Origin of the sequence: Brevundimonas fontaquae, assembly GCF_017086445.1 — a bacterium.
GTDB classification, from domain to species: Bacteria; Pseudomonadota; Alphaproteobacteria; order Caulobacterales; family Caulobacteraceae; genus Brevundimonas; species Brevundimonas fontaquae.
Map to the genome: position 1 here is coordinate 2,163,763 of NZ_CP070968.1, position 13,315 is coordinate 2,177,077.

General features: G+C 64.9%; 15 protein-coding genes. 1 reads left to right on the forward strand and 14 read right to left on the reverse strand.

Features of this window, described 5'->3' with window-relative positions; all coding sequences use genetic code 11:
- Window positions 1–14: 14 nt before the first annotated feature.
- The 12 genes from JX001_RS10665 to lipA form a co-directional block, all read right to left on the reverse strand.
- The gene (locus JX001_RS10665) at window positions 15–1,316 is read right to left on the reverse strand and encodes a pyruvate dehydrogenase complex dihydrolipoamide acetyltransferase (protein WP_205681046.1); all 1,302 of its coding nucleotides are present in this window, start codon (window positions 1,314–1,316) and stop codon (window positions 15–17) included.
- Window positions 1,316–1,633, reverse strand: a complete 318-nt coding sequence (locus JX001_RS10670; protein ID WP_205681047.1) for a DUF5076 domain-containing protein — start codon at window positions 1,631–1,633, stop codon at window positions 1,316–1,318. The genes JX001_RS10665 and JX001_RS10670 overlap by 1 nt, the downstream gene beginning before the upstream one ends.
- Window positions 1,630–3,009, reverse strand: coding sequence for a pyruvate dehydrogenase complex E1 component subunit beta (locus JX001_RS10675; protein WP_205681048.1), 1,380 nt, complete (start codon window positions 3,007–3,009; stop codon window positions 1,630–1,632). Before JX001_RS10675 ends, JX001_RS10670 begins: the two co-directional genes overlap by 4 nt.
- Window positions 3,010–3,012: 3 nt before the next feature.
- Window positions 3,013–4,041 (reverse strand): pyruvate dehydrogenase (acetyl-transferring) E1 component subunit alpha, encoded by a 1,029-nt coding sequence (pdhA, locus tag JX001_RS10680; protein WP_055753757.1) that lies wholly within the window; start codon window positions 4,039–4,041, stop codon window positions 3,013–3,015.
- 134 nt (window positions 4,042–4,175) lie between these two features.
- Window positions 4,176–4,475 carry an FtsB family cell division protein gene (locus tag JX001_RS10685; RefSeq protein WP_017504845.1) on the reverse strand — a complete coding sequence of 100 codons (300 nt, stop codon included), beginning with the start codon at window positions 4,473–4,475 and terminating at the stop codon, window positions 4,176–4,178.
- Window positions 4,476–4,613: 138 nt separating this feature from the next.
- Window positions 4,614–5,891: a phosphopyruvate hydratase gene (gene eno, locus JX001_RS10690; RefSeq protein WP_039243670.1), complete on the reverse strand. Its 1,278-nt coding sequence runs from the start codon at window positions 5,889–5,891 to the stop codon at window positions 4,614–4,616.
- Between the two features lie 89 nt (window positions 5,892–5,980).
- Window positions 5,981–6,616, reverse strand: a complete 636-nt coding sequence (locus tag JX001_RS10695; protein ID WP_241004614.1) for a hypothetical protein — start codon at window positions 6,614–6,616, stop codon at window positions 5,981–5,983.
- Between the two features lie 110 nt (window positions 6,617–6,726).
- Complete coding sequence (gene rpmF / locus JX001_RS10700; protein WP_026108365.1) at window positions 6,727–6,909, reverse strand: 50S ribosomal protein L32; 183 nt, start codon at window positions 6,907–6,909, stop codon at window positions 6,727–6,729.
- A 133-nt stretch (window positions 6,910–7,042) separates the two neighbouring features.
- The gene (locus JX001_RS16425; protein WP_205681049.1) at window positions 7,043–7,594 is read right to left on the reverse strand and encodes a sugar O-acetyltransferase; all 552 of its coding nucleotides are present in this window, start codon (window positions 7,592–7,594) and stop codon (window positions 7,043–7,045) included.
- Window positions 7,591–8,706 carry an NAD(P)/FAD-dependent oxidoreductase gene (locus JX001_RS10710; RefSeq protein ID WP_205681050.1) on the reverse strand — a complete coding sequence of 372 codons (1,116 nt, stop codon included), beginning with the start codon at window positions 8,704–8,706 and terminating at the stop codon, window positions 7,591–7,593. Before JX001_RS10710 ends, JX001_RS16425 begins: the two co-directional genes overlap by 4 nt.
- Window positions 8,703–9,155, reverse strand: coding sequence for a type II toxin-antitoxin system RatA family toxin (locus tag JX001_RS10715; protein WP_091746630.1), 453 nt, complete (start codon window positions 9,153–9,155; stop codon window positions 8,703–8,705). Before JX001_RS10715 ends, JX001_RS10710 begins: the two co-directional genes overlap by 4 nt.
- 7 nt (window positions 9,156–9,162) lie before the next feature.
- Complete coding sequence (gene lipA / locus JX001_RS10720) at window positions 9,163–10,125, reverse strand: lipoyl synthase (protein ID WP_066551415.1); 963 nt, start codon at window positions 10,123–10,125, stop codon at window positions 9,163–9,165.
- 183 nt (window positions 10,126–10,308) lie between these two features.
- Between lipA and JX001_RS10725 the strand changes: the two genes are divergently transcribed.
- Window positions 10,309–11,862: an AMP-binding protein gene (locus JX001_RS10725; RefSeq protein ID WP_205681051.1), complete on the forward strand. Its 1,554-nt coding sequence runs from the start codon at window positions 10,309–10,311 to the stop codon at window positions 11,860–11,862.
- On the opposite strand, the gene ygiD is transcribed toward JX001_RS10725, so the two are convergent.
- Entirely contained in the window at window positions 11,863–12,621 is a 759-nt protein-coding gene (gene ygiD / locus JX001_RS10730; RefSeq protein WP_205681052.1) for a 4,5-DOPA-extradiol-dioxygenase, read from the reverse strand.
- Window positions 12,622–12,625: 4 nt separating this feature from the next.
- Window positions 12,626–13,228, reverse strand: a complete 603-nt coding sequence (gene wrbA / locus JX001_RS10735) for an NAD(P)H:quinone oxidoreductase (RefSeq protein WP_205681053.1) — start codon at window positions 13,226–13,228, stop codon at window positions 12,626–12,628.
- Window positions 13,229–13,315: the final 87 nt, after the last annotated feature.

Consider the following 13,315-nt stretch of genomic DNA (forward strand, 5'->3'; position numbering starts at 1 on the left):
ACCTCACCCTCCCCTTACGCCAGCATCGCGACGGGATCTTCGATCAGCGGCTTGAACGCTTGCAGGAAGCGGGCGCCGGTCGCGCCGTCCACCACGCGGTGATCGCAGGTCAGGGTCACGGTCATGACCGTGGCCGGCACGACCTGGCCGTTCTTGACGACCGCGCGCTGCTCGCCTGCGCCCACGCTCATGATGCAGCCCTGCGGCTCATTGATGATCGAGGTGAACTGCTTGATGCCGAACATGCCCAGGTTGGACACCGAGAAGGTGCCGCCCTGGAACTCGTCCGGCTTCAGCTTGCGGTCGCGGGCGCGCTTGGCCAGGTCCTTGGACTCGGTCGCGATCTGCGCCAGACCCTTGGTTTCGGCCTTTTTGATGATCGGGGTGATCAGGCCGCCATCGATCGCCACCGCCATGGAGACATCGGCGTTGTGGTGCATGGCGATGCCTTCGGGCGTGTAGGAGGCGTTCGCCTCCGGCACCATCTTTAACGCCAGGGCGGCGGCCTTGATGACGAAGTCGTTGACCGAGACCTTGATCCCTTGCGGCTCCAGCATCTTGTTGACCTTGGCGCGCACGGCCATCAGCTGGTCGATCTCGCAGTCGATGAACAGCGGGAAGTGCGGCACATTCTGGACGCTGTCGACCATGCGGCGCGCGACGGCCTTCTTCATGCCGTCCAGCGGGATCAGGTCGTAGCTGCCGTCCGGAATGCCCATCTGCGCCAGCGACTGCGCTTTGCGCGGCTCGATGCCCGAAGTCGCGGCGGCGGTCGTTGCCGATGCGGCAGCCGGTTGAGTTGCGCCCTTCGCCACCCCTTCGACGTCGCGCTTGACGATGCGACCATGCGGACCGGTGCCCTTGATTGACTTCAGATCGACGCCGTTCTGGGCGGCGATTCGTCGAGCGAGCGGTGACGAGAAGATGCGATCTCCGCTGTCCGACTTCGGCGCGGCGGGCGCCGGAGCGGCAGGCGTAGCCGCCTTGGGCGCCTCGGCAGCAGCAGGAGCAGCCTCGGCCTTGGGGGCTTCCGTTTTTGCAGCCGACCTTTCAGCCGGCTTGGCTGCGGCCGCGCCGCCCTCGTCCTTCAGGCGGGCGATGGGCGTATTGACCTTCACGCCTTCCGTGCCTTCAGCGACCAGGATGTCGGTGACTTCGCCCTCGTCCACGGCCTCGACTTCCATCGTGGCCTTGTCGGTTTCGATCTCAGCGATCACGTCTCCGGCGGAGACGACGTCCCCGACCTTGACGTGCCACTTGGCCAGAACGCCCTCCTCCATCGTCGGAGACAGGGCCGGCATCAGGATGTCGGTCATCAGGCGTTCCCCCCGGTTGGCGTAATCGGTTCGGCGACAGTGCGGACGTCATTCGCCTTCACCACTTCGCTGAGACCTTCGAGGATGCGGTGGTAGGCCGCAGTTTCATCGTGTTGATGCCGCACGGCATAACCATGCGCCATATGTCGAGCCGCATAGGCCAGCAGCCGACCGAACTGTATGGGATCGTTGAAGGCCGGTTTGACGGACATCACCGGCTCGTCCTTCGACCACCACATCCGGAGGACTTCAATGGCTGCGGCGTCAGCAGCGACGCTGTCTGGCGTCGTCAGCATGAACTCCGATGCCTCGGTCATGCCATCACCTGTTTCACGGCGGCGATGATCTTGTCCACGCCCGGCAGCGACAACACCTCCAGGTTGGCGGCGTAGGGCAGCGGCACGTCTTCCTGGTGCACGCGCAGCGGCGGAGCATCCAGATAGTCAAAAGCATGTTCGATGACGCGAGCGACGACCTCGGCGCCGACGCCCATCGGACCCCAGCCCTCTTCGGCAGAGACCAGGCGGTTCGTCTTCTTGACGCTCTCGACGATGGTCTCGTGATCCAGGGGGCGCAGAGTGCGCAGGTCGATCACCTCAGCCTCGATACCCTCCTCGGCCAACTTCTCGGCGGCCTGCAGGGCGAAGCCGACCATGCGGCTGTGGGCGGTGATGGTGACGTCCTTGCCTTCGCGGCGGACCTTGGCCTTGCCGATCGGCAGGACATAGTCCTCGACCTCCGGCACATCGAACTCCAGGCCGTACATCATCTCGTGTTCGAGGAAGACGACCGGGTTCGGGTCGCGGATGGCGGCTTTCAGCAAGCCCTTGGCGTCGGCCGCGTCATAGGGTGCGATGACCTTCAGACCCGGCACTTGCGCATACCAGGCCGAATAGTCCTGGCTGTGCTGGGCGCCGACGCGCGAAGCGGCGCCGTTCGGACCGCGGAAGACGATGGGCGCGCGGATCTGACCGCCCGACATATAGAGCGTCTTGGCGGCTGAGTTGATGATGTGGTCGATCGCCTGCATGGCGAAGTTGAACGTCATGAACTCGACGATCGGCTTCAGGCCCGACATGGCCGCGCCGACGCCCAAACCGGCGAAGCCATGCTCGGTGATCGGAGTATCGACGACGCGCTGGTCGCCGAACTCCTGCAGCAGGTCGCGGCTGACCTTGTAAGCGCCCTGGTACTGGGCGACTTCCTCGCCGATCAGGAAGACGCGGTCATCGCGACGCATTTCTTCGGCCATGGCGTCACGCAGGGCGTCGCGCACGGTCGTCTTGACCAGTTTGGCGTCGGCCGGGATTTCCGGGTCACGCAGTTCGACCTTGGGCGTCGCGGTCTGGGCTGGCGCCTTTTCCGGATCGCCGGTCTTGCCTTCGGCCGCAGCCTTGGGAGCCTCAGCTTCGCCCTGCGCGGGGTCAGCCTTCGGCGCAGGCGCCGCTGCGCCATCTTCGCCGGCCAGACGCGCGATCGGCGTGTTGACCTTCACGTTCTCGGAGCCTTCGGCGACCAGGATTTCCAGCACTTCGCCTTCGTCCACGGCCTCGACTTCCATCGTCGCCTTGTCGGTTTCGATCTCGGCGATCACCTGGCCGGCCGACACGGTGTCGCCCGCCTTGATATGCCATTTGGTCAGCGTGCCCTCTTCCATCGTGGGGGACAGCGCCGGCATCAGAATGTCGGTCACGGATCAGGCCTCCACGTAGACGTCGGTATAGAGCTCGGACGGATCGGGTTCCGGGCTCTCTTGGGCGAATTGAACAGCTTCGGCGACGATCGCCTTGATTTCGGTATCGATGGCCTTGAGCTCGTCCTCGGTCGCATTGGCGGCCGACAGCAGCGTCTTCAGGTGATCGATCGGGTCGCGGGTCTTCTTGACCTCGTCGACCTCTTCCTTGGTCCGGTATTTGGCCGGGTCTGACATCGAGTGACCGCGATAGCGATAGGTCTTCACTTCCAGGATGAAGGGACCGCCGCCCTCGCGGGCGCGCTTCACCGCACGCGCCGTCGCGTCGCGCACGGCCAGCACGTCCATGCCGTCGACCTGCTCGCCCGGAATGCCGAAGCTGGCGCCGCGCTGATACAGTTCGGTCGTCGAGGACGAGCGTTCGATGCTCGTGCCCATGGCGTACTGGTTGTTCTCGATGATGTAGATGGCCGGCAGCTTCCACAGCTGCGCCATGTTGAAGCTCTCGTACACCTGCCCCTGGTTCGAGGCGCCGTCGCCGAAATAGACGAAGGCCACCGAATCGTCGCCGCGATACTTGCCGGCGAAGGCCAAGCCGGTGCCCAGCGCCACCTGGGCGCCGACGATGCCGTGACCGCCATAGAAGCCGGTCGGCACGTCGAACATGTGCATCGAGCCGCCCTTGCCCTTGGACGAACCGCCGCTGCGGCCGGTCAGCTCAGCCATGACTTCCTTGGGATCCATGCCGGCGGCCAGCATGTGGCCGTGGTCGCGGTATCCGGTGATAATCTTGTCGTGGCCTTGTTTGACGCTCTCCTGAACGCCGACCGCCACGGCCTCCTGGCCGATGTACAGGTGGCAGAAGCCGCCGATCAGACCCATGCCGTAGAGTTGGCCCGCACGCTCTTCGAAGCGGCGGATCAGAACCATCTCGCGATAGAAGCGCAGAAGGTCTTCCTTGGACGCCGTCGGCGTGTTGGGCAGTTTGTCAGGCGTGGTCGTCTGAGCGGATTTGGCTGGGGCTTTCGCCATCCGGTATCTCCCGGCTAGGCGCCGAGAACCGACGCCTTCTTATCGTTACGGAAAGGGGCTTTAGCAGCCTTCCTTCCGGTAACGCAAAGGGGTGCGGGTCGCCCTGTAACAATAGTTCAAGTGGTGAAGGCTGCTTAGCCTTGGGCGGCCGGGGCCGAGACGCGGATCACATAATCGCGTGGATCGGAGAAGCCGAGCACAGCGCGCGCGCGCTCTTCCAAAAGATCGCGAGACAGACTGTCGGTGCGCAGATAGCGAACCCGTGTCTCAAGGTCGCGGCGCTGCTCGGTCAGATGCGCCAGCTGGTCCTCGCGCTGCCCCAGCAAGGCGTCGCGAGATGATCCGCTCAGCAGTCCGCGCTCGCCCGTCAGCGCCTGCACCCCGAGATAGGCGAGAAGCAGCAACAGGGCGAGGGACAGGCGGTAAGGTTTCATCCGTTCGGGCACTTGAGACGCTCCTTCTGAGCGCGAAAACACAGTTCAGAAACCGTGCCCGAAAATGCCTAACGAAATGTAGCTTGACCGTAAGATTGTCGGCGGAAAACGCTGATTCTCCGCCGACAATTCCGTTTCCTATTTCAGCAGCATGCCATCGCCGAAATAGACGCCCTGATCGCCCAGCATTTCCTCGATGCGGAGCAACTGATTGTACTTCGCCACCCGGTCAGAGCGGGCCAGCGAGCCGGTCTTGATCTGCCCGCAGTTGGTCGCCACGGCTAGGTCGGCGATGGTGTAGTCCTCGGTCTCGCCCGACCGGTGGCTCATCACGGCGGTGTAGCCTGCGCGGTGGGCCATATCGACGGCGTCCAGCGTCTCGGACAGGGTGCCGATCTGGTTGACCTTGATCAGGATCGAGTTGGCCAGACCTTCGCCGATACCCGCAGCCAGACGCGCCGGATTGGTCACGAACAGATCGTCGCCGACCAGTTGGACGCGGTCGCCCAGGCGCTCGGTCAGCAGGCGCCAGCCGTCGAAGTCATCCTCGGCCATACCATCCTCGATCGACACGATCGGGAAGCGTTCGCACAAGTCGACCAAGTAGGCGGCCATGCCTTCGGAATCGACGGTCTTGCCCTCGCCCGCCATGACGTACTTGCCGTCCTTGAAGAACTCGGTCGAGGCGACGTCGAGGCCCAGGTGGAAATCCTCGCCCGCGAGGTAGCCCGCCGCCTGGCCCGCCTTGGTGATGAAGCTCAGCGCCTCGTCGGCCGACGCCAGATTGGGCGCAAAGCCGCCCTCGTCGCCAACGTTGGTGTTGTGACCGGCGTCCTTCAGTTGCTTCTTCAGGGCGTGGAAGATTTCGGCTCCCATACGCACGGCGTCCGAAAAGGTCTCGGCGCCGGTGGGCAGGATCATGAACTCCTGGATGTCGATCGGATTGTCGGCGTGGGCGCCGCCGTTGATGATGTTCATCATCGGGGTCGGCAGGACGCGGGCCGAGACTCCGCCCAGATAGCGATACAGTTCCTGATTGGCCGACAAGGCGCTGGCTTTGGCGACCGCCAGAGACACGCCCAGGATCGCGTTGGCGCCCAGACGGCCCTTGTTGGGCGTGCCGTCCAGTTCGATCATCGCCTCGTCGATCCGGCGCTGCTGCTCGGCGTCCATGCCGGACAGGGCGTCGAAGATTTCGCCGTTCACGGCGTCGACCGCCTTCTGGACGCCCTTGCCGCCCCACATGTCCTTGTCACCGTCACGCAGTTCGACCGCTTCGTGCGCGCCCGTAGACGCGCCGGACGGAACGGCGGCGCGGCCGAACGAACCGTCTTCCAGCGTGACATCGACCTCGACCGTCGGATTGCCCCGGCTGTCGAGGATCTGGCGGGCGACGATGTCGGCGATGTCGGTCATGGCTCGGCTCTTTGGCTCAAGGGGCAAGGGAGGTCAGACGGTTTAGCCGCCTCCCCGCCAAACGCCAATGCCGACATCGTCGCCGGGCGTCAGGAACAGCCTTCGACCAGTTGGATCGACGGATCGCCGGCGTGAATGGCGATGACCTTGCCGTCCGCGCCGACTTCATAGCGGACCCCACGGGCTGCCGAGTCGGTGACATAGGCGCTGGAACCGCCTTTTGACCAGGCATACAGGTCTTCAGCGGGCGCATCCTGATATTTGTGCGGTTGCGCGAATATCGATCCGCCGTACGCCTGTTTGATCGCCATGGCCGTGTCGCCAACCTTAAACCCGCGATCGGTCTCGATTGTCGCGCCACGAGACAGCGTGATTCGCGTCAGGACGCCTCTTTGGATCATCACGAGCACGTCGGCTGGCGCTTTGGTCGGATGGAACTGATCGCAGACCTCCGGCTCCGGGCCGCCAACAGCGTTCGGCTGGGAGTCCTCACCCCAAACCTTCACCAGGTCGGCCCGCGACATGCCGATTCGCACGGGGCCCAGCCCCTCGGCTGTAAGGATATTGGGATCGGCGGCAGGCGTGACAGGCGGGGTCGGAGCCGCCGGAGCCATGGCGACGGGCGCCGCCTCCTGAGGCGCTTCAGCGGTCGGGCGCTCGTCACGGCCGCAGGCGGCAAGAGTCAGAAGCGCGACGGCGCTGACGGCGGTGAGACGAATCATCATGCAGTATTCTCCAAATGAAGCTTCACCGCATTGAACGCACGAAAACGGCGCGCGGGTCACCGCGCGCCGTCAAAATCGTCATCCGACCGAAGTCGGGGTCGCCTGAAAGACTAGTCTTCCTTCGGCGTGATGACCTGACGACCGCGATAGGTGCCGGTCTTCAGGTCGATGTGGTGCGGGCGCTTCAGCTCGCCGGTGTCCTTGTCCTCGACGTAGACGTTCGAGGTCAGGGCGTCGTGGGCGCGGCGCATGTTGCGACGCGAGGGAGATACTTTGCGCTTCGGAACGGCCATGTCCGTCTCAATCTTCTAAGTCGGGCGCCGCCCAGAGCCGAGCTCCGTCTAGCGCGAAAACAATAGCGGCGGCCCTCAGGACCGCCACGCGAGGCGCGGCTTATGCATGAACCGCGCGACGATTTCAAGGCGTTTAAGCAGGCGTCAGACGCCGGACGATCTTCGCAGGATTGCCGACCACCACCACGTCGGACGGCACGTCCTTTGTCACGACCGATCCCGCGCCGATCACCGACCGATCGCCGATGGTGACGCCCGCCAGAACGATAGCGCCGCCGCCGATCCAGACGTCGTCCCCGATGACGATCGGCCGCGCCGTCTCCTTGCCCCGGCGGGCGACCGCGTCCAGCGGATGTTCCGGCGTCAGAAGCTGTACGCCCGGCCCGGCCTGGAAGTTGTCGCCGATGCGAATCTCGGCGCAGTCCAGAAACACGCAGTTGGCGTTCGCAAAGGCCCGCGCGCCCAAGTGGATGTTGACGCCGTAGTCGCAGAAGAAGCCCGGCATGATGATCGCCTTGCCGTCGGCCGCATTGACCAGTTCGTTGACCAGGGCGCCGCGCCGGTCGCGATCCGGCTCGGCGTTGATGGCGACGGTCAGGGCCACGGCGCGGGCCCGGCCGTCGCGCAGATCAGGATCGCCCGGATCGTAGGGCAAGCCCGCAAGCATCTTCTCGCGCTCGGTCATGCGGCCTCCGTCAGAGCGTCAGCCACCGCTTCACCGATGGCCAGCGAACTGGTCAGGCCCGGGCTTTCGATGCCGAACAGGGCCATCAGGCCATCGATGCCGTGATGTTCGCGGCCATGAAGCTGAAAGTCCGGTTGCGGCTCGCCCGGCCCATGCAGTTTGGGCCGAATGCCGGCGTAGTCCGGCGTCAGGGCGCCGTCGGGCAATCCCGGCCAGAAACGACGAATGTAGGTGGCGAACTCTTCGGCCTTGGCAGGATCGACCGAGTAATCCTCGGTATCGACATAGGCCAGATCGGGGCCGAACACGGCCTGACCGCCCAGATCCTTGCGATAGTGGGTGCCCAGCGCGCCGGGGATGGGCGGCGGATAGATTAAGCGGTCGAACGGCGCCTTGCCCGTCAGCCGGAAATAGATGCCCTTGCCAAAATGCCCGGCCGGAATATCGCCGGGTGGATAGCCTTCGATCAGCGCCGCCACCGCCTGAGCTGACAGTCCCGGCGCGGTTAGCAAAAGGCGGCTGGTGACCTGCATCGCCCCCTCCCCGCCGACACGGATCGTGAATCCGCCGCCTGCCAGCGGCTCTGCGCCCTCGAATGGCGCCGAGACCACGACCGACCCGCCCGCATCCTCGATCTCGCCCTGCAGGGCCAGCATATAGCCGTGACTGTCGAACAGGCCGCTCTCGGGCGACAGGATGGCGGCGTGGGCGTTCAGCTCCGGCTCCAGCGCCCGCGCCTGGGCGCCGGTCAGATGCGCCAGCCCCTCGACGCCATTCGCCGTCGCCTGTTCGAAGATCGCCTCGATCCGTTCGACCTCTGACTCCTGCGTCGCCACGACCAGCTTGCCGCATTTCCAGTGTTCGATCTTGCGGCTGGCGAGGAAGTCGTAAAGGGCGCGGCGTCCCTCGACGCAGAAGCGGGCCTTCAGCGATCCGGTCGGGTAATAGAGGCCGCCGTGAATGACCTCGGAGTTACGCGAGGAGACGCCCTGGCCGATGTGGGCTTCCTTCTCCAGCACCAACACCGTCAGCCCCCGTTTCGACAGCGCCCGACCGCAGGCCAGGCCCACAGCCCCGGCGCCCACGACGGTCGCGTCGAAATCGAAACTCATCGGACGCCGTATCTCCGTTTCGCCTCGGCCTCGAAACAGCCGATCAGCTTTTCCACCGCACGGTCGAAGTTCGCAGATAGCATCATGTCCAGCATCCGGGACTTGAAGGCGAAGTCGATCATAAACTCCAGCCGCGTGCCGTCCGGATGGGGAAAGAACTCCCAACGGTTCTTCAGGTGCTTGAAGGGCCCGCGCAGCAAGCCGACCTCGACCTTCGGCGCATTGCGATCATGCCGGACCCAGGTGGAGAATCGCTCTTGCAGGAAGGAAAAGCCCACGCTGGCCTCCGCATCCTGCAAGCCGACGCCCTCGCCTTCCTCGCGCGCGTTCCAGACGCGCATCGACGTCACCCACGGCACGAAGTCGGGATAGGCGCGCACGTCGGCGACCAGATCGGCAAGCTGTTCGGGCGCATAGGGAAGAATGCGCGTGACGCGGTGGACGGCCATGCGGGACTTAGCGGCGCAGCTGCGCCTCGCGCGCCGCCTTCAGCCGGGCGAAATCGTCGCCGGCATGGTGCGACGAACGCGTCAGCGGGCTGGACGACACCATCAGGAAGCCCTTCGCCCGGGCGATCGCCTCATAGGCCTTGAACTCTTCCGGCGTGACGAAGCGGTCGATCGCGGCATGTTTGCGCGTCGGCTGCAGGTACTGGCCGATTGTGATGAAATCGACGCCGGCGGACCGCATGTCGTCCATCACCTGCATGACCTCTTCCTTGGTTTCGCCCAGGCCGACCATGATGCCGGACTTGGTGAACTGGTTCGGGTCCCGCTCCTTGACCATCTGCAACAGGCGCAGGCTGTGGAAGTAGCGCGCGCCCGGCCGGATCTTCAGATACAGGCGCGGCACGGTCTCCAGGTTGTGATTGAAGACGTCGGGCCTGGCGTCGATCATCACGGCGGCCGCCCCGTCCTTTCGCAGGAAGTCGGGCGTCAGGATCTCGATCGTGGTGTCCGGCGCCTGGATGCGGATCTGGCGCACCACCTCGGCGAAGTGGGCCGCGCCGCCGTCGGCCACATCGTCGCGATCGACCGAGGTGATGACGACGTGGTTCAGACCCATCTGCTGTACGGCGAGGCCCACCTTGCCCGGCTCTTCCGGATCCAGCGGCTGAGGCAAGCCCGTCTTGACGTTGCAGAAGGCGCAGGCCCGCGTGCAGGTGTCGCCCATGATCATCAGGGTGGCGTGCTTCTGGCTCCAGCACTCTCCGATGTTCGGGCAGGCCGCCTCTTCACAGACCGTCACAAGCCCCTTGGAGCGAACGATCTCCTTGGTGGCGTTGTATTGACCAGAGCCCGGCGCCTTGACCCGCAGCCAGTCGGGCTTTTTCAGAACGACCGACTCGGGCCGGTTCTGCTTTTCGGGGTGACGCAGCTCGGACGGCTTGCGCTGAAGGGTGTCGATCAGGGTGACCATGGCCGGTATTTCGGACTTTGAGGCCGTTTAGGCAAGGCACACCGGGTAACAGACTTGCCGCAGGCGTGATCACGCATCGGAACTCACGCGACGTTACGCATCTTTTCAAGATGACGCGGCGTCATTAATGACAGTCGCCCGAACAACAGAGAGGGCCGCCCGCGTCCTCCGTAGGAGACGCGCTTGCGCCAGGCCCTGGATCCCTCGCTTTACGACTCGACCCTGATCGACGCCCTGATCGATGCGCGGTCGCGGTTCGGCGACAAGGAAATCCTGGAGGATCAGGACCGGCATCCGCTGAGCTATACCGGCCTGATCCGCGCCGCCTTCGTGCTAGGCCGCAAGATCGCCAACATGACCGACAAGGGCGAGCGGGTCGCGATCCTGCTGCCGTCGTCCATGGGCGTCGTCGTCACCTTCTTCGGTCTGCACGCCCACGGTCGTGTGCCGGTGATGCTGAACTTCACCGCCGGCGAAGCCAATCTGAAGGCGGCGATCAAGGCCTCGGGCGTCAAGAAGGTGCTGACCGCCAAACGCTTCATCGACCAGGCCAAGCTGGACGACTTGATCGTCGAACTGAAGACGGTGGCCGAGGTCGTCTGGCTGGACGACGTGCGCAAGACCATCGGCCTGGCCGACAAGCTCTACGGCCTCGCCGCCGGCGCGGCGCCCAAGCGGTTCCGCGTGAAGACGGACCCCGATGCGCCGGGGGTCGTCCTGTTCACCTCCGGCAGCTTCGGCACGCCCAAGGGCGTGGTGCTGAGCCAGAAAAACCTCGTCGCCAATGCGCGTCAGGTGGCGGCCCACATCGACCTGTTGCCGGAATGGGTGATGTTCAATCCCCTGCCGACCTTCCACTGTTTCGGCCTGACCGGCGGGGTCATCTTGCCGCTGCTGCAAGGGTTGAAGGCCTTCCAATATCCGTCGCCGCTGCACGCCAAACAGATCACCGACCTGCTGCCCCAGGTGAACGCCTCGATTCTGTTTGCGACCGACACCTTCCTGAACCAGTACGGTCGCGTCGCCGAAACGAACGACTTCTCGACGCTGAAGTTCGTGGTCGCCGGCGCCGAGAAGGTGCGCGAGGAGACCCGCACCCTGTTCAACACTAAGTTCGGCGGCGTCGAACTGCTGGAAGGTTACGGCGCGACCGAGGCCTCGCCCGTGATCGCCGTCAACCATCCTGACCGCAACACGCCCGGCACGGTCGGTCAGGTGCTGCCGGGCATCGACTGGAAGCTGGAGCCGGTCGACGGCATCGACGCGGGCGGTCGCCTGATGCTGCGCGGGCCCAATGTCATGAGCGGCTATGTCACCTCGGCCGAGCCCTTGCAGTGGGATCCGATCGGCGACGACTGGCTGGACACCGGCGACATCGTCGATGTGACCGACGACGGCTATGTCACCATCCGCGGCCGCGCCAAGCGCTTCGCCAAGATCGGCGGCGAGATGGTTTCACTGACCGCCGTCGAAGGGATCGCCGGCGCCGTCTGGCCGGATCAGCGCCACGCCGTCGTGTCGATACCGGACAGCCGTAAGGGCGAGAAGCTGGTGCTCGTCACTGACCACGCAGACGCTGAGGTCGCGCCCTTGGCTGAATGGGCGCGAACCAACGGCGCGCCCGAACTGATCGTGCCGAAAAAGATCGTCAAGGTCGCCGAGGTCCCCGTCCTGGGCACCGGCAAGACAGACTATGTGTCGATCCAGAAGATGGTCGAGGCCGAGAAGGCGGCCTGATCAGCCGATCCGGACGCCCGTCATAGAGATCGAGCCGCCGTCGATGCGGTCGTTGAAGAAGCTGACAGCCTCGCCCGGCTCCTGCTGGGCGGCGATATAAAGCACCGGCAGGAAATGTTCGTCGGTCGGCACGCTTAGTTGCGCGTCCTCGGCCAGACCCACCCAGTCGATCAGCGCTTCATGGTCGCCCCGTTCGAACGCCGTCTTCACCGCCTCGTTGAAGCCGGTCGCCCAGGCGTAGGGCTCTGCGCCGTCCTCTCGCTTCCAGGTCCGCAGATTGTGGACGAAGTCGCCCGAGCCGGAGATGACGATCCCTTCATCGCGCAGAGGCTTCAGCGCCTTGGCTAGATCGTAATGCTGACGCGCCGTCAGCTCGCGGTTCAGCGACAGTTGCACGACCGGCACGTCGGCCTCGGGCCACACATGGCACAGCACCGACCAGGTCCCGTGATCCAGGCCCCACGCTTGCGTCTGGACGGCCCCGGTCAGCGCCGACACCCGCGCCGCCAAGGCGGGCGACCCGGGTGCCGGATACTGCATCTGATGAAGTTCGCGCGGGAAGTTGCCGAAGTCATGGATGGTTTCGGGCTTCTCCTGCGCGGTCACGCCCAGCCCGCGCGTCTCCCAGTGGGCGGAGATCATCACCACACCCTTGGGCTTGCCGATCGCTTCGCCCAGCGCACGCCAAGCAGCCCCATAGGGACCGCCGAGCGCGTTCATGGGCGAACCGTGGCCGAAGAAGACGGCGGGCTGACGCATCGGATCAGCCGTGCAGCTTCTTGGCCAGCTCGGCGATATGCTTGCCCTGGAACCGGGCGCCGTCCAGCTCGACGTCGCTGGGCTGACGCGAGCCGTCGCCGCCCGTGATCGTCGATGCGCCATAGGGCGAGCCGCCGTGGATGGCGTCCAGCGTCATCTGCCCCTGGAAGGAATAGGGCAGACCCACGACCGGCATGCCCTGGTGCATGAAGAAGTTGTGCAGGCCCTGGAAGGTCGTCTCCTGACCGCCGTGCTGTGTCGCCGTCGCGGTGAACGCTCCGCCCACTTTGCCGATCAGGGCGCCCGAGAACCACAGGCCGCCGGCCTGATCCAGGAAAGCGCGCATCTGCGACGCGGCCGAACCAAAGCGAGTGCCGGCGCCGACGATGATGGCGTCGTAGTCCTTCAGATCGTCGATCTTGGCGATCGGCGCCTTCTGATCCAGCTTGTAGTGAGAAGCCTTGGCCAGCTCTTCCGGCACGGTTTCCGGCACGCGCTTGATGTCCACGACGGCGCCTTCGACCTCGCGCGCGCCTTCGGCGACCGCCTCGGCCATGGTTTCCAGGTGACCATAGGTCGAATGATAGAGGACGAGGACTTTCGGCATCGAGGAGGCTCCGTTGAATGACAAGGGTCGTCATTCGCAACAACGACCGTTGCTAACTTGGCGCGCTGTCGGTCCTTCCGCAAGTCC

Bases quoted from the DNA above. Each gene is read 5' to 3' on its own strand.
- JX001_RS10665 (WP_205681046.1), bottom strand. From the start codon at position 1,316: ATGACCGACATCCTGATGCCGGCCCTGTCTCCGACGATGGAGGAGGGC.
- JX001_RS10670 (WP_205681047.1), bottom strand. From the start codon at position 1,633: ATGACCGAGGCATCGGAGTTCATGCTGACGACGCCAGACAGCGTCGCT.
- pdhA (WP_055753757.1), bottom strand. From the start codon at position 4,041: ATGGCGAAAGCCCCAGCCAAATCCGCTCAGACGACCACGCCTGACAAA.
- JX001_RS10685 (WP_017504845.1), bottom strand. From the start codon at position 4,475: ATGAAACCTTACCGCCTGTCCCTCGCCCTGTTGCTGCTTCTCGCCTAT.
- eno (WP_039243670.1), bottom strand. From the start codon at position 5,891: ATGACCGACATCGCCGACATCGTCGCCCGCCAGATCCTCGACAGCCGG.
- JX001_RS10695 (WP_241004614.1), bottom strand. From the start codon at position 6,616: ATGATGATTCGTCTCACCGCCGTCAGCGCCGTCGCGCTTCTGACTCTT.
- rpmF (WP_026108365.1), bottom strand. From the start codon at position 6,909: ATGGCCGTTCCGAAGCGCAAAGTATCTCCCTCGCGTCGCAACATGCGC.
- JX001_RS16425 (WP_205681049.1), bottom strand. From the start codon at position 7,594: ATGACCGAGCGCGAGAAGATGCTTGCGGGCTTGCCCTACGATCCGGGC.
- JX001_RS10710 (WP_205681050.1), bottom strand. From the start codon at position 8,706: ATGAGTTTCGATTTCGACGCGACCGTCGTGGGCGCCGGGGCTGTGGGC.
- JX001_RS10715 (WP_091746630.1), bottom strand. From the start codon at position 9,155: ATGGCCGTCCACCGCGTCACGCGCATTCTTCCCTATGCGCCCGAACAG.
- lipA (WP_066551415.1), bottom strand. From the start codon at position 10,125: ATGGTCACCCTGATCGACACCCTTCAGCGCAAGCCGTCCGAGCTGCGT.
- ygiD (WP_205681052.1), bottom strand. From the start codon at position 12,621: ATGCGTCAGCCCGCCGTCTTCTTCGGCCACGGTTCGCCCATGAACGCG.
- wrbA (WP_205681053.1), bottom strand. From the start codon at position 13,228: ATGCCGAAAGTCCTCGTCCTCTATCATTCGACCTATGGTCACCTGGAA.